This is a genomic window from Haloferax larsenii (assembly GCF_024730625.1).
GTDB classification, from domain to species: Archaea; Halobacteriota; Halobacteria; order Halobacteriales; family Haloferacaceae; genus Haloferax; species Haloferax larsenii.
In genome coordinates this window covers 562,224-577,514 of the sequence record NZ_CP078063.1, presented here as the reverse complement: position 1 = coordinate 577,514, position 15,291 = coordinate 562,224, and the positions used below count along the sequence as shown (strand labels likewise).

14 protein-coding genes are annotated in these 15,291 nt (G+C 62.7%); 5 read left to right on the top strand and 9 right to left on the bottom strand.

The window, feature by feature from the left end; translation table 11 throughout:
• Positions 1–3: 3 nt before the first annotated feature.
• Positions 4–987: a DUF5787 family protein gene (locus KU306_RS03030; RefSeq protein ID WP_258302838.1), complete on the top strand. Its 984-nt coding sequence runs from the start codon at positions 4–6 to the stop codon at positions 985–987.
• A gap of 12 nt (positions 988–999) precedes the next feature.
• On the opposite strand, the gene KU306_RS03025 is transcribed toward KU306_RS03030, so the two are convergent.
• From KU306_RS03025 to KU306_RS03015, 3 genes are all read right to left on the bottom strand, one after another.
• A complete protein-coding gene (locus tag KU306_RS03025) occupies positions 1,000–1,212 on the bottom strand; it encodes a hypothetical protein (protein WP_258302837.1) in 213 nt (70 codons plus the stop codon).
• A gap of 108 nt (positions 1,213–1,320) precedes the next feature.
• Positions 1,321–2,145 (bottom strand): MBL fold metallo-hydrolase, encoded by an 825-nt coding sequence (locus KU306_RS03020; RefSeq protein WP_258302836.1) that lies wholly within the window; start codon positions 2,143–2,145, stop codon positions 1,321–1,323.
• 99 nt (positions 2,146–2,244) lie between these two features.
• The gene (locus KU306_RS03015) at positions 2,245–3,642 is read right to left on the bottom strand and encodes an ATP-binding protein (RefSeq protein WP_258302835.1); all 1,398 of its coding nucleotides are present in this window, start codon (positions 3,640–3,642) and stop codon (positions 2,245–2,247) included.
• Between the two features lie 272 nt (positions 3,643–3,914).
• Between KU306_RS03015 and KU306_RS03010 the strand changes: the two genes are divergently transcribed.
• A complete protein-coding gene (locus KU306_RS03010; RefSeq protein ID WP_049918678.1) occupies positions 3,915–5,048 on the top strand; it encodes a thiolase family protein in 1,134 nt (377 codons plus the stop codon).
• A 99-nt stretch (positions 5,049–5,147) separates the two neighbouring features.
• On the opposite strand, the gene KU306_RS03005 is transcribed toward KU306_RS03010, so the two are convergent.
• From KU306_RS03005 to KU306_RS02995, 3 genes are all read right to left on the bottom strand, one after another.
• On the bottom strand, positions 5,148–5,780 hold the full coding sequence (locus KU306_RS03005; RefSeq protein ID WP_007541707.1) for a hypothetical protein: 633 nt from the start codon (positions 5,778–5,780) through the stop codon (positions 5,148–5,150).
• Between the two features lie 62 nt (positions 5,781–5,842).
• The gene (locus KU306_RS03000; RefSeq protein WP_258302834.1) at positions 5,843–6,037 is read right to left on the bottom strand and encodes a hypothetical protein; all 195 of its coding nucleotides are present in this window, start codon (positions 6,035–6,037) and stop codon (positions 5,843–5,845) included.
• A gap of 43 nt (positions 6,038–6,080) precedes the next feature.
• Positions 6,081–7,769 carry an aldehyde ferredoxin oxidoreductase family protein gene (locus KU306_RS02995; protein WP_258302833.1) on the bottom strand — a complete coding sequence of 563 codons (1,689 nt, stop codon included), beginning with the start codon at positions 7,767–7,769 and terminating at the stop codon, positions 6,081–6,083.
• Positions 7,770–7,955: 186 nt separating this feature from the next.
• Here KU306_RS02995 and KU306_RS02990 point away from each other — a divergent pair, with 186 nt between their 5' ends.
• Entirely contained in the window at positions 7,956–8,126 is a 171-nt protein-coding gene (locus KU306_RS02990; RefSeq protein ID WP_169317604.1) for a hypothetical protein, read from the top strand.
• A 47-nt stretch (positions 8,127–8,173) separates the two neighbouring features.
• Here KU306_RS02990 and KU306_RS02985 read toward each other — a convergent pair whose 3' ends face one another.
• The 3 genes from KU306_RS02985 to KU306_RS02975 form a co-directional block, all read right to left on the bottom strand.
• Positions 8,174–10,039 carry a cation:proton antiporter domain-containing protein gene (locus tag KU306_RS02985; RefSeq protein WP_258302831.1) on the bottom strand — a complete coding sequence of 622 codons (1,866 nt, stop codon included), beginning with the start codon at positions 10,037–10,039 and terminating at the stop codon, positions 8,174–8,176.
• Between the two features lie 129 nt (positions 10,040–10,168).
• On the bottom strand, positions 10,169–12,172 hold the full coding sequence (locus tag KU306_RS02980; protein WP_007541715.1) for an AMP-dependent synthetase/ligase: 2,004 nt from the start codon (positions 12,170–12,172) through the stop codon (positions 10,169–10,171).
• An 81-nt stretch (positions 12,173–12,253) separates the two neighbouring features.
• The gene (locus KU306_RS02975; protein WP_258302829.1) at positions 12,254–13,159 is read right to left on the bottom strand and encodes an MBL fold metallo-hydrolase; all 906 of its coding nucleotides are present in this window, start codon (positions 13,157–13,159) and stop codon (positions 12,254–12,256) included.
• 85 nt (positions 13,160–13,244) lie between these two features.
• Between KU306_RS02975 and KU306_RS02970 the strand changes: the two genes are divergently transcribed.
• On the top strand, positions 13,245–13,505 hold the full coding sequence (locus tag KU306_RS02970; RefSeq protein ID WP_258302828.1) for a hypothetical protein: 261 nt from the start codon (positions 13,245–13,247) through the stop codon (positions 13,503–13,505).
• A 203-nt stretch (positions 13,506–13,708) separates the two neighbouring features.
• Positions 13,709–15,277 carry an SLC13 family permease gene (locus KU306_RS02965; RefSeq protein WP_049918679.1) on the top strand — a complete coding sequence of 523 codons (1,569 nt, stop codon included), beginning with the start codon at positions 13,709–13,711 and terminating at the stop codon, positions 15,275–15,277.
• Positions 15,278–15,291 lie beyond the last annotated feature (14 nt).

The following is a 15,291-nucleotide window of genomic DNA, read 5'->3' as shown; positions in this document are numbered from 1 at the left end:
GGCGTGTCTCCGCCGGTGTCGTCGCCGTCCGAGTTCGCCTTCGAGGTCGCGCTGTGTGCCGCCCTCGAAACGACGACAGACTGGCTTCCGGCCCGCCAACTCGGTGCGTCAGTCGCGTCGCCGGGGAGTCGAATCATCGACGTGTGTGCCGTGGTTCCGGGGCCGGCGTTCGACGACCGTGCGCGAATCACGAACCGGACGATTCCGGCAACAGCTATCGAGAGCGACGTAGGTACCGGTCGCGCCGTCTTCTGGCGCGACGGCTTCGACTGTCACCCCGCACGCGCTCGCCGGGCAACCGACGCCGCCGTCGATGTCGGCTTCTTCGAGTCCGAGGTTCGCCGCGGCCGTGAGTACGTCCGCCGCGCGGCGCGCTACCCCGACGACTGGTTCTCCCGTCTCGTCGGCATCGAGAACAAACCCGACCTCGGCGAACCCGGCGACCTGTTGCGGCAACTCCGTCTCGACGTGAGTCTCGGCCTCTTCGACGAAGTCGTCCTCGCCACCGAGAGCTACGTCACCGGCGCGCACTTGAATCGCATCCCCGAAGAAGTCGGTGTCTGGCGGTTCGACCCCGAAACGGGCGAGCGGGAGGTCGTCCGCGAGGCCGACTCACTCCGCGCCGACGGCCTCGGCGTCGAACCCGTCGAGTACCACTCACTCCACACCGACGTTGCGCTCGTCTCGCCCGCCGACAAGCAAACCGCCCGCCTGCGACTCGCGGAGCGGGCCTACGGCAAGGGCTGGCGCGCGTACGACCTGCCGGGGTGCGCGAACGCCGCGGTCGACGACGACGGTCGCCCGGTCTGCGAGCACTTCGGCCGCGTGGTCGACCCCGGTTCGGAGTGCGGCGGCGACTGCCGGGCGTTCGAGTCAGCCGACCCGCCGGAATTCGACCGCGCGGAACTTCGTGAGCGTCGAACTGGCTGGGTTTCGGACCCCTCCGGTGTCGCGCGCAGGCAGGCTGGACTCGACCGGTTTCGGTAGCCTCCCCTCGGCTCACTCCGAGTCGGCGCGGCGCTCCATGTAGTTCCAGTAGGTAACGAGGAGCGCGCCGAAGACGATGACGAGCAGTATTTGGAGACCGGCCTCGACGAGTGCCAATTCTCCCGTTTTGACGTAGTTCACTCCCGTGTTCGTCGCCGCGGCGGCGACGCCCGCGATGAGAAAGTAGTTGAACGTCATGTCCTCTCTGAGGGGTCGAAATCTCACGCGCTTCCCTCCGCGTTCCCGGACGCCGCAAACAACCACAACCCTACCGAACCGAGACAAATCGAGAGGGCCATACCCGACGCTTCCGCCCCGCGCGTAAAAATCTGGTTACAATTCGTACACTTCGCCATCGACCGCCAGCGGTTCTTCGAATGCCTCCTCGGGCGGGTAGTAGTGCGCGACGTGGACCAGTCGCGTCACGTCGGCGTCGAGGTCCTCGCCGAGGGCGATGGCTCCCTCGCGGGTCATGTGCTTCGTGCCGAAGGTTCGCGGGACGCCGTCCTCGTCGAAGTCGTCGCCACCGGCGGGGTGGTACTCACAGAGCGACGCGGGGACGATGGCCTCCGCGAGGAGCAAGTCCGGATTATCCAGGACCGCCCGCGACTCTTCGGGAATCGCGTACGTCGAATCACCCGATATCGAGAGCTTTGCGCCTGTCTCGGGGTCCTCGATAGCGACCCCGTAGCAGAGAAGCGGCGGGTGGACGACCGGAACGAAGGTCACGTCGAACCCGCAGGCCCGAAACGATTCGAGGGGCGTCTGGTCGTGTACGTCGATTCGGTCGAGGTAGTCGAACTTCGAGCGAATCGTGTCGGCGACGCTCTCGTCCGTGACCGGGTCGATTTCGTCCGCGGCGTGGACGTCGAGGTCGTCCAGCAAGCGGTAGACGTTCCCGAGGCCGTCGAGGTGGTCGAAGTGGACGTGGGTGACGAGCGCCTCGTCCGGGAGCGGCGTCTCCTGTGTGAGAAACTGGTGCCGGAAGTCGGGACTGAAGTCCACGAGCAGCGACTCGTCGGTTCGCTCGTTTTCGACGTGAACCGAAAAGCGCGTCCGCTCGATGCCCCGCTCGCGGGCCTCGCGGCAGGTGTCGCAGTCGCAGCCGACGGTCGGCGTCCCGGTCGTGTCGCCGGTGCCGAGGAGGGTCACGCGCATCGATTCAGAGAAGGGAGATGCCGGGGCTTAAACGTGGCCGACGGCGGCGACTCGCTGTCCTCGAATCGCTCTGCAAAAACGCTCGGCGAAAATCCGGTCTTACTGCGCCGCGCCAGCGTCTTTCTGCGTCTCGCCTTCGTGTTCGTGCGAATGGTCGTGGTCGTGGTCGTGACCATCGTCAGACCCGGCGACGAGTTCCGACGAGTCGGACATCATATCGAGGTTCTTCAGGTTGTCGCGCTCTTCGAAGTCGGCGACGGCCTCCAGCAGGTCGTCCTGCGTGAGTTCCATGCGTTCTTCGGTGAGCGCTTCGAGCACGGCTTCGCGGAGGACGAGACGGAGGTCAGAGCCGGTGAGTCCCTCGGTCACGTCGGCGATGGCTTCGGGGTCGAACTCGTCGATGTCCATCCGGTTCGTGATGACGCGGAGGATGTCCGCGCGCATCCCGTAGTCCGGCTTGGGGAAGTTGACGATTTCGTCGAAGCGCCGCCACGCCGCCGAATCGAGCTGGTCGGGGTGGTTCGTCGCCCCGATGAGGATGACCTCATCACGAATCAGCGAGATGTCGTCGATGCTCTTGAGCAGCGTGTTGACGGCACGCTTGAGTGCGGCGTGTTCGTCAGACCGGCGCGTCTTGGCGACCGAGTCGAACTCGTCGATAAAGAGGATACACGGCGAGAGTCGCTTTGCGACCTCGAAGGTCTTCTCGACGTTCTTGGCCGTCTCACCGAGGTACTGACTCGTAATCATCGAGAGTTTGACCTCGACGAAGGGGAGTCCGAGTTCGTGCGCGAGGGCACGGGAGACGGTCGTCTTCCCGGTTCCCGGCGGGCCGACGAACAGAATCTTCCCAATCTCACGGAGGCCGATTTGCGCGAGGTACTCGCGGTGCTCGATGGCCTTCATGAGCTTGTGAATCTCGCCCTCCTGGTCCGAGGTGAGCACGAGGTCGTCGAGCGTCATCTCGATTTCCTCGGGTGCGCGGACCTGCACGAGGTCCAGCATCTCGGCGTCGTCTTCGTCGTCGAAGTACTCGTCGAGGAGGCTGTCTATCCAGACCCGGTCCGCGTGGATGGGTCGCGTCTGGTCGCGCGCCTCTTCGTGGGTCACGTCCACGTCGTCGCGTTCTTCGACCGATTTCGCGATAGTCGGGTTCGTCACCAACCGGTCGTGGTCGGCTCGTTTGACGAACCACTCCAGCGCCATCTCGGGTTGCGTCAGCGAGAGTCGCCCGGAGAAATCCTCACGTTGGGTGAACATGAGGTCCGAAATCGCATCCCACGGATGTTCGACTCCCGTCGCCTTGCGCGCGATGGAGTCCGTAACCACGAGTGGTCGCTCGATACCCCCCGCAGCGCCCTCGTCCTCCTCGCCGGTTTCGGCCCAGAAGACGCGGCGGTACCGCGGAGGGAGGTCGTTCTCATCAAGCGTTCGGTCGTCGGTGTAGAGGTGTGCAGTCAGCAGAAACTCGACAACCTCGAGCGCCCGTTCACTCATCCGCACAAAGTTGCCGGGGCAGACGCATAAGAGCGTCGGAGTAGCGTTCGCAGCGAACCGGCGCTCGACACCGCCCACGTGCCTCTTATCTCCCCCCACGTGTCTCTTGCCCCCCATCCGCGTGTTCTTTCTCACCTCCTACGTGTCCCTCGTCGAGTGAAAATCGATGGTGACGACGCCGATTTCGGCGCTGACGCTGCTGACGAGTAAACTTTTGACAATCATTTATGAGTTCTAAACTATTTATGGTGTTCGAACACGCATTGTGTGGCATGCCAGAACCAGTCATCGCGGCCGCATACCGAACGCCGTTCGGCAAGTCCGGCGGTGTGTTCGAAGACGTTCGAAGCGAAGACCTCTCGATTGCTCTCATCGACCACATCCTCGACGAGCACGACGTCTCTGCGGACGACGTCGAGGACCTGATGTGGGGCGTCGCCCAGCAACGAACCGAGCAGGACAACAACGTCGCACGCGTCATCGCGCTCCTCTCGGAACTCGGCGAGGGAACACCCGCGACGACTATCAACCGCTGGTGTGCGTCGTCGATGCAGTCGATTATCTCCGCGTCGGACGCTATCGCCGCGGGTAACCGCGAGTGCATCATCGCGGGTGGCGTCGAGAGCATGTCCCGCGTCCCGATGGACGGCGACTCCTACCAGCACCTCCACCCCGAACTGAGTGAGGCGTACAACGTCTTCCAACTCCAGATGGGGATGACCGCCGAGAAGGTCGCAAACGAGCACGACGTCTCTCGCGAGGAACAGGACAAGTTCGCCCTCCGCAGCCACGAGCGCGCTGCCGAAGCGACCGAGACCGGCCGCTTCGACGACGAAATCGTCCCCATCGAGACCGAAGACGGTGTCGTCACCGAAGACGAAGGCATCCGCCACGACACCTCTCTGGAGGCGCTCGGCGGTCTCCCACCGGCGTTCTCGGGCGACGGCTCGGTCACGGCCGGCAACTCCTCGCAGATTACCGACGGCGCAGCAGCCGTCCTCGTGACCTCCCGCGAGTTCGCCGAGGAACACGGTCTGGACGTACTCGCTTCCGTGGGCACGAACAACGTCGCCGGCGTCGACCCGACCGTGATGGGTATCGGTCCGGTTCCGGCCACCCGCGGCCTCCTCGAACGCGCCGGACGCGACATCGACGACTACGGACTCGTCGAAATCAACGAAGCGTTCGCCAGCCAGTGTGAGTACTCCCGTCGCGAACTCGGCATCGACGAGGACAAACTCAACGTCAACGGCGGCGCAATCGCCCTCGGACACCCGCTCGGTGCCTCCGGCGCGCGCCTCCCCGTGACGCTCATCCACGAGATGATAAAGCGCGACGTGGACCGCGGCCTCGCCTCGCTCTGTGTCGGATTCGGTCAGGGTGCGGCAATCGAGTTCAGCCGGTAACGCCTCTCTCGCGTTTTTTGGTCCAGATTTTTGCGGGATGACTATCGGATTCAATAGAAAACCGAACTAGCTCTATTTTGCAGCGCTCTCGGTGACGACTCACTGCTGTTGGACAACCCGCTTTCGGGCGTACACCGGAACCGTGTGCTCGAACTCCTGTTCACCGAGCGCGTACGTCACATCGACGCTCCGCGGCGTCATCGTTACGAACGTCGGGAAATCGATAGTTGGGTTAGAGATGACGTCGCCATTTCGGTCGAGAACTGCCCTCACCGCGACGAACGCGACTCGGTCTTCGTCCTTGCCGATGTTCATAACACCAGCGCGCACCGTATCGTCGTGGCTCAACGACTCTTGGACGTATGTTGCCGCGGCTTGCGCACCTGCCGAGAGACACTGGGTTTCACCCCAGCGCTCGAAAGGCGTCGTTTCGTAGACTGGTTCGCGCTTAGACGTCTCACGGTGTTCTGCCTCTTCGTCGTTCGTACGCTGCCACCCGGCAATATATCGAACTGCGTCTTCTTGGGGGAGATACGAGACGTTCTCGTCGTCTTCGACGGTCCGGGTACTGATGTCTGCGGGACCTTCCCCGCGGGTCGGTCCGTACGGCTCCGGCGTCTTTCCGATTCTCCGCACCTCCCACGCGAGTTCTTCGACACTCTTTGCGACACACCCGCTGAAGAGGGTCGATGAAAGCGTCGCACCGGTTGCAAGGACTCTCCGCCTATTCACATTGTTTGGTTGTCACTTTTGTGTAAATGCTTTCCGGGTTGGAAATCCGATTTCACGACCGCTCACGACGAGTCGCTTTCGGACGCCCCGAACGAGAGAACCGACGTTTCGAGGGCTATCCCCACGAGGAATACGACCACACCGGCAGTGACGAGAAAGCCTGCTGCATCGACGTTGGCCGGTTCGAGTTTGAAGAACAGCGACAGCAACACGAGGTGGGCGCTCGTGACGAACGCGAGTTTCGCGTTTTGTTCCATAGACGAACCGACATTTTTGGGCCAGCCGTAAATGGCTGTACCTTCAGTCGTCCGCCGGTGTTGCTCCGCTTCCGTCACCCACCGCCGACTCCGGTACGACGCCGCTCTCGTCCCACCCGCGAAGCTCGTAGTACTCCGAGAGTGCGCGTGGGAAGCCGGGAATATCGTAGGGGAGACGGTCGTCGTCGCGGTCGAAGCCGCGCTGGTTGTTGAAGTGGCGTTCGAGCGTGACGATGCGCGAGCCGACTTCCTGAAGGTGGTCGTAGGTCGTATCGAACAGCGTCGCCAACGTCTCTTCGTCGATGAAGTCCCGCGAGAACTTGCAGACGACGCCGCTGTCGAGGACGGCGTTGTGGTTTTCCTTCTTCACGAGGCGTTCGGGCTTGTCGTCGAGGCCGTGCGGTTCGACCGCTTTCGACTTTTCGACGTAGGGGTACTCCAGCGCGTAGAACGAGGCGTACATGTGGTCGGCACCGCGGTTCGAGGTGGCGAAGGAGAGGCCCTGTCCGTGGAGGTGGCGGCCGTCGTGGGCCGGGAACTCCATGCCCTTGACCGACCAGTCGTGGACGCCGAGGTCGTCCGCGACGCGGTGGGTTCCCTCCGCGAGCAGGTCGCCGACGCCCTCACGGTGGCCGATTTGCTCGACGAGTTCGTGAATCAAGTCGACGTTGCCGAACTCGTCTTCGGCCATCAGGTACGCCGCGATGGTGTCGCCACAGGAGATGGTGTCGAGACCGAGGCGGTCACACAGGTCGTTGGACTTCATCACGTCCACGATGTCGTCGACGGCGCAGTTCGACCCGAAGGCCATCACCGTCTCGAACTCGGGGCCTTCGGTTTCGACGCCGCGTTCCTCGTCTTTCGTCGGAAGCTTACAGGCGAAGGCACACTGCGAGCAGGTCCCCTTCTTGTACTTCTTCGACTCCACGGCGTCGCCGTTGATACCCTCGACACCCTCGAACTCGCGCTCGGAGAAGTAGCGCGTTGGGAACGCCTCGACTGCGTTCGCGTAGTCGGTCCCGGCGGTCGTTCCCTGTCGCTTCATCGAGTGGTCGGAGGTGGCCGCGTCGCGGTGGACGTCCATCGCCACGTCCGGGAACTCCACGACGGGCGTCTCGCCGCCCGCGAACGTGACGGCTTTGAGGTTCTTCGACCCCATGACCGCGCCGAGGCCGCCGCGACCGAAGGCCCGCGTCTCGGTCGTCATCACCGACGCGAATCGGACCTCGTTTTCTCCCGCCGGACCGATACAGATGGTCTGTTCGGCGTCGAGGTCCCACTCCGACGCAGCGTACTCGGTGACGTCGGGAACCTCCGCGCCTTCGAGTTCCGGCACGGACTCGAACTCGACGCTGTCGGGGCGGACGTGAACCGCGAGTAACTCGTCCGCCTCACCGGTGAATTCGATGGCGCTGTAGCCGGTTCCGACGAGGTTTCGCGAGAGAAACCCACCGGCGTTCGAGGAGACGAGCCCGTTCGTCAGCGGTGACAGACCGGTCATGCTCACCCGCCCGGTGAAGCTCATTCGAGACTGTTGCATCGGCCCGGCGGCGAGAACGAGTCGGTTCTCGGACCCGAACGGTTCGGCGTCGAACGGAATCCGGTCGTGGGCGAGTTTCGTTCCGACGCCGCGCCCGCCGAGATACGATTCGAGAATCCCGTCGATGGACGACGTCTCGGTCACGCGGTCGGTCAGGTCGACCGAACACAGTGGGCCCTCCAAGTGTCGCATGCTCGTGTTTCGACAGGGATGTGAATAATCGTTCGTGTATGTTTGAGAATCAACAACTCTGTCTGTCAGATGCGACCCAACTATGGCCGGAGACGGTCGCTACCCCCGCCATTGTTTGGTTATCCATAATGAACGTTCTTGCGAAATTCGTCACGTTCTTACCCTCGTCGTGAGCAACAGGTGACGATGAATCTCTCGACGGCCGTCGTCTCTGGGGTGGTGGCGGCGCTCGCTGCCGCGGGCGTCGCGTCGATGGGGGTCGTTCCGAGGCCTGAACTCGGTGCCGTGGTCTGGTACGTACTGGTCGCGTTGACCGTCGGGTACTGGGCCGTCTTCCTCCGGTGGGCCCGAGCCTAATCCGGGCGCTCGTCGAACGACACTGACAAAAAGCGGCTCCAACCGAGCTATTCGGGGTGGACGAACGACTCGGCCTCACGAACAGCGTCGCGCTCGCCGATGATAGTGATGCGGTCGCCCTGCTGGAGTGTGAAGTCCGCTGCGGGAACGCTCGTATCGCCGTTTCGAGAGACGAGCGCGATGAGACACCCGTCGGGGAGTTCCGGTCCGACTTCTTTGATAGTCCGGCCGACGAGGGTCTCGGCGGTCATCTCGACCTCCTGTACGTCGCCGGAGCGACCGATTTCGCCCATCCAGTTGGACATCGACGGCCGTTCGATGTAGTTGTCCATCGCCTGCGCCGTGGCGATGGTCGACGAGATAGTCCGGACGCCGAGTTCTTCGAACGCTTCGACGTTGTCGGGGTTGTTCGCCCGCGCGAGGACGCTCTCGGGTTCGAACTTCGAACTCGCGAGTTGCGACACCAGCAGGTTCACGTCGTCGTCACCGGTGGCGGCGACGACGACCTTGGCGTTACCAGCGCCGGCCGACCTGAGTACGTCCGTGTCGGCTCCATCACCGTGATGGACGGTAAAGCCCTGATTGCGGGCGGTCTGTACTACTTCTTGGTCCTCTTCGATGAGGACCACGTTCTCTCCACGGTCTGCGAGGCGTTCGGCGAGCGCGCGGCCCACCTTTCCGCCTCCGATGACAAGTACACGCATTGGAATGACGTCGAGGTATTCTGCTATCTGACGGGCGAGTCCAGCCTCGAACACGACGGTCACGAGGATGACGAGAAAGACGGTGCCGACGAGAATGTCGGCGGCCTCCGTCAGTCCCGACGCCCGCAGTTGGATGGCGAACAGCGTCGCCACGGACGCAGGGATGATACCGCGCGGACCGACGAGGCTCATGAACCACTTCTCGCCCGTCGTGAAGCGGTCGCCGCGGGCTGAGAGGAACACGAGTGCTGGCCGGAGAACGAGGGCGACGACGGCGACGACGATGATGCCGCCGACGCCGAGGTCGAGGAGGGTCCCGAAGTCCAGAAGCGCCGCGAGGGCGATAAAGACGAACGAGAGCACGAGCAGGGTGATATCACCCTTGAACGCGGCAATCTCCTCTTCGTACGGTATCTCTACGTTTCCGAGGAGGATACCGGCGGTCGCCACCGCGGCGATGCCCGCCTCGGTGGCGATTAAGTCGGCCGCGCCGTAGGCGACGAGTGCGCCCGCGAGCGTGAGGAGTCGAGCGTTCTGCGGTGCGTTTCCGGGCGAGAGGTCCACGTACCGGAGCACGTAGTACAGCGTCCCTGCAACGATTGCACCGACGACGACGCCGATTCCTAACCGCTCTGCGAACAGCGCCACGAGGGCGTTCGGGTTAGTGACGCCTGCGAGGATGGCCTCGAAGATGACGACGGCGACGATAGCAGCCGTCACGTCGTTGACGATGCCCTCGGTGTCGAGCGCCGCGCCGACTCGGTCACGCACCGGAACGACTTCGAGAATCGGCGCGATGACCGTCGGTCCCGTCGCGACGAGCAGTGCGCCGACGAGGAACGACACCATCCACGGTGCGCCGAGCGCGTAGTGGACGGCGAGGCCGGTCCCGACGAACGAGATTACCGCGCCGACGGTGACGAGTTTGAGCGTCGCTGCCGGTGCCTCTCGAAGCTCGTCGATTCGAAGGTGGAAGGCACCTTCGAAAACGATGATAGCGACCGAGAGACCGACGATTGCCTGCAGTGCGTTCCCGAACGAGTCGGGAGTGATAACCTGCAGAAACTCCGGGCCGAGCAAGATGCCCGACGCGATGAGGAACACGACGCTGGGGACCTGAAACCGGTCTGCAAGCACCTGCGAGACAACGCCGACGCCGATGATTGCGGCGACGAGCGGTATGAGATGCGCTCCACCTGCGGCGGCCACTTATATCGCCTCCATTGATTCGGTTGTTGTGGTGACGGAAGATAAAAGCATACATCCCGGACGGCATTCCCGCCGCCATGGACAATAGATTGTGAGAAAAACAGCGATATAATATTACTATCTGAGATTCTACTCGGTCGTCGCCTGTTCGCTCCGATGTCGCTCTTCGGTCCGATGGTTCGACTCCTCGTAGATGAGGTTCACTTGGTCGGCGTACCGGTCGAGGATGTTCCGGCGCTTCTTTTTCATCGTCGGCGTCATCAGGTCGTTATCTTCGGAGAACTCTTCGGGGACGACGCGGAACTGCTTTATCTTCTCGTAGGACTCGAACTGCTGGTTGACGCGTTCGACTTCGTCGTCGATGCGCTGTTTGACTTTGTCGTGCCGACAGATGGCCTTCGGGTCGTCCGGCAGGTCGATGCCTTCCTCGTCGGCCCAGGACTGTAGCCCGTCGAAACTCGGGACGATGAGCGCGGAGACGAACTTCCGGCCGTCGCCGAGAACCATGCACTGCTCGACGACGTCCGAAGAGGCAAAGGCGTCCTCGATTGGGCCGGGAGCAACGTTCTTCCCGGTCGAGAGGACCATAATCTGCTTGGCACGCTCGCGGAAGGCGAGATAGCCGTCGGGTCGGTGTTCGACGATGTCGCCGGTGCGGAACCAGCGGTTTCCGTCGTCGTCTTCTTCGAACGCCGATTCGGTCTCTTCCGGGCGGTTCCAGTACCCCTCCGTGACACTCGGCCCTCGGACGAGAAGTTCCCCGATATCGCCGCCTGCGTCACCGAGCGTGTCGCCGACGACCGTCTTGTCGAGTTTCACCTCGACGTTGCGAAGCGGGTAACCGATAGTTCCAATCTTCGGCTCCTCGGGTGGGTTGACCGAGATGACCGGTGAGGTTTCGGTGAGACCGTACCCCTCGAAGATTGGGAGCCCCATGCCGTGGTACAGCGCACAGAGTTCGGCCGAGAGGCTGCCGCCCCCGCTGATGAAGAACTCCATGTTGCCGCCGAGTGCGTCCCGGACCTGTTCGAAGACGAGCCGGTCCGCGAGTTGGTGTTTGAGTTCGAGCAGGTAGCCGGGTGCCTCGGACGTGTGGTATTCTTTGCCGACACCGACCGCCCACTCGAAGATGCGCTTCTTGAGCGGCGACTCGCTGGCTTGCGTCCGAATCGCGTCGTAGAGTTTCTCGTAGACCCGCGGGACGCTCGTGCCCGTCGTCGGCTGGACGAGTTGGAAGTCGTCGCGGAGCGTGTCCGGGCTCTCGGCGTAGGCGACTGTGGCACCCGCCGCGAACATCATGAAGTGGCCGGCCATTCGCTCGAAGACGTGCGCCAGCGGGAGGAACGACAGTGCGACTGCGTCCGAACTGATGAACGGGGCGTCGTCTCTCCCGGGGTGGGGGCCGAAGCGGCGGTAGCTCTCGTTGACGTTCGACCGGAAGTTCCAGTGGGAGAGTTTGACGCCCTTCGGCTGGCCGGTCGTCCCGGAGGTGTAGATGAGGCTCGCGAGGTCTTCCGGGTCGCGGGCATCGAGCCACGATTCGTACGTTTCCTCGTCGAACACGTCTTCACCGCGGCGATACAGTTCGCCGAGCGTCAGAATGTCGTCGCGGTCGTCGTGGCCCTCGAGCTCGTCCATGACGACGACGAACTTGAGGTCCAGGTCGTCTTCGACGGCGAGCACTCGCTCCAGTAACTCCTCGTTTTCGACGACGACGGCGTTCGCGCCGGGGTCAGAGAGAAGATATCGGACCTGTCGCTCCGACGACGAGGTGTAGACCGTGGTGACGACGCCGCCAGCGGCGAGGACGGCGAAGTCGGTCTGCGCCCACTCCATGCGTGTGTGCGCGAAGAGCCCCACGCGGTCTTCGGCGTCGAGGCCGAGGTCACGGAATCCGGCGGCGAGCTTCCTGACGATGTCCTGCATGGACTCGTAGGTCAGTTCGGCGAAGTCGTTGCGGGGTGCTTTCGGGACGACGCCTTCGCTCACCAGCGACCGCTCGTAGACACCACCTTTGTACCGCTGTGCGGGGCGCGCGGCGTTTCGCGCCACACTCTCCTCGAACATTCGGGGGAGGGTCGTTCGACCGATGACGGGGTCATCGAACGCTGCCTCCGCGTCACGCCAATCCATATCCTATTAATAATGAATCAACATTTAAAACTATGTACGTTCGGTCGGTTTACTTGCCGCAGAAACGGGTATGGGCCGCGATTACTCGCTTCCGACGTAGTCGAGGTAGCCGAGGACGCCGCGGGCGTTCAGCCGTTCTTCGTCTTGTGCTTTGCGGACGCCCCAGACCTCGTCCATTTGGGTGTGTTCGACGAAGTGCTCGATAACCGCCTCGTCGTCGTCGAGTTCGTCGCGCTTCTGTCGAATCGCTTCGACCCACTCGACGAGGGTTCGTTTGTACGATTCGGCCAACTCCTCGGTGTATTCTTCCGACCCAAAGTGGCCGAAGCAGATGGTATCGGGTGCGATGTCTTCGATGGTTCGCACGTCGTCGAGGGCCTTTTCGAGGTGGAACTGCGAGGGCGGCGTCGTCTGCCGAACCGTTTGCGTGTTCGGTTCCCAAATCCCCATCGCGTCGCCGACGAACAGGGCATCGTCGCCGCTGTCGTGGTACATGACCTGATGCGGTGCGTGACCGGGGGCGTGGTGGACGGTGAGCGTGCAGTCGCCGAGGTCGATTTCGTCGCCGTCGGTGAGTCCCTCGACGCGGTCGTCGTCGATTGGGAGCGGTTCGTCGTAGAAACGCCACTGGTCTTCGACGGCGGCTTTCGTCCCCTCGACGAGTCGCGTCGGGTCTACGAGGTGCGGCGCGCCGATTTCGTGGGTCATCACCGTCGCATCGGGGTAGCGCTCTGCGAGATACCCCGCACCGCCCGCGTGGTCGAGGTGCACGTGCGTCGGCAGGATGTACGCGAGGTCGTCGACGCCGACTTCGTCGAGCATGGCGAAGATGTGCTCGCGGTCGGCGGCGATGCCCGTGTCGACGAGCGCCGGTCGCTCGGCGTCGATGAGATAGACCGAGCCGTACTGTTCGACCTCGTACATGCCCGTATCGACGTAGTAGATATCAGTGCTGTTCGGCACCTGTTCGATGTCGCCAATCGCCATAGTTGACGGGCGTCACGGGAGCGGAAAAGCGTTCGGCCACTAGACACCCAATATGTTGATTACCCCTGACGGTCAAGGCCGGTTTATGTCTGAGCGCCACGGCGAATCGCTCGAAGACGTCGACATCGCCGACATTTCGCCGAAGGCGTGGCGACTACTGCGGGTTGCGGCGGGCTACAACCAGCGTGCGGTCGAACGCGAGGTCGACAACCTGATGCAGGCGCACATCTCGATGCTGGAGTCCGGTAGCCGTGGTCTCTCTCAGTCTCGCCGCCGTGCATTGTTTGCTCTCTACACTGCTGAACTCGACGCCGAACAGGTCGACGCCCTGTTGGAACACTTCTAAGCCGACCGATTCCGACTCCGCTGGAGTCACGACGCTCTCACGTCTGTTCAGTCTCTCGTCGTGAGTCCCGCGACTGTCGGTGCGGGAGGTGACTACTCTGGTGCCGTACTGCTACGTCCGTGAGCCGAGTCGACAAAGAACGGCCAGTTGCTACCGCATTGAAAATGATTAAGTATGAGTGTCTTTAGCAACAGAGTGTATCAATGATACGCAGCCTCACAACGTCCTCTCGCGGCAAAACAATCATTTTCCTAATCGCATTCGTCGCCTCCTTGGCGCTGGCCTTCGGTCCATCGTTCGAGGGGCTTTCGACCAGAGGCCAGTACGCGCTCGCGACGATGGTCTTCGCCGGGGTGCTCTGGATTACTGGTGCACTCCCACTTGCCGTAACGGCGCTTTCCATTCCGGTACTACTGACGGCGTACGGTGTCTACGACGACATCGACCCGGCACTCGCAGGATTCGCGGACCACCTCATCTTCCTGTTTATCGCTGGGTTCATGTTGGCGAACGCGCTCCAAAAGTACAATATCGACCGCCGAATCGCGCTGTGGCTCATGGCGGTGATGGGGTCGTCGCCACGTCGACTCATCCTCGCTATCATGGTCGCGACGGCGTTCCTGTCGATGTGGGTGTCGAACACCGCGACGACTGCGATGATGACACCAATCGCACTGGGCGTCCTCGCACAGGTTCTCGGGCGTGACGATGTGTACGACACAGACGCCGACGGGGACGAATTCTCCAACATGCAGATTGCGACGCTACTCGGGACTGCATACGCTGCGTCTGTCGGCGGCGTCGGGACACTCATCGGCACTCCTCCGAACGCAGTCGTCGCCACGCAACTCAACGCGCTCCTCGGCTACGATATCGGTTTCGCCGAGTGGCTGTTGGTCGGCCTCCCAATCGTTGCCATCACGCTTCCGTTGGTCTGGTTCCTCCTCACGTTCCGCCTTTACCCACCAGAAATCGACGACGTCGAGGGTGCTCGCGAGAAGGCGCGCGAGTATCTCGCCGAGGAAGGCGCGCTCTCGACCCGTGGGCGACGCGTCGCATACATCTTCGCCATCACGGCGGGGCTGTGGGTCGTCGGCGGCCTCGACATCATGTTCGAGGGTATCCTTTCGGACCCCGTGTTCAACACGCTCTTCGGGACGGACGAGGGGATGACGCTCCTCGGCGTTGCCGGTCACCAGGGTCTTCTCTACTACGTGATGGTCGGCATGTTCGCGATTCCATCGCTCGTGCTGGCAGACACGATGGAGTGGGACGAACTCGTGGAAATCGACTGGGGGACGATTCTCCTGTTCGGTGGCGGAATCTCACTTGCCGACGCGTTCGCCACGACCGGGGCGACGAAGTGGCTCGCAGAGGCCGTCTTCGGCTCACTCACGGGCGCACCCATCGTCCTCGTCGTCGGTGCCATCGTCTTGCTCGTCATCTTCCTCACGGAGATGACCTCGAACACCGCGACGGCGACGATTATCGTCCCGGTTCTCATCGGTATCGGGAGTATCTTCGCGGCGACGCTCGGCCTCTCAGAAGTCAGCGCCGCCGTCTTCTTGGCAGTCAGTGGCGCAATCGCTGCCTCCTTCGCCTTCGCGCTCCCCGTCGCGACCCCACCGAACGCTATCGTCTTCGGGAGTGGTCACCTCAAGCAGTCGCACATGATGCGCGCTGGGACGGTACTCAACATCGTGATGACTGGCGTTTTGACCGTGCTCATCTGGATGATGTTCCAGTTCGTCTGGCCGATGTTCCTCTGGTAGTCACCCGATTTGGG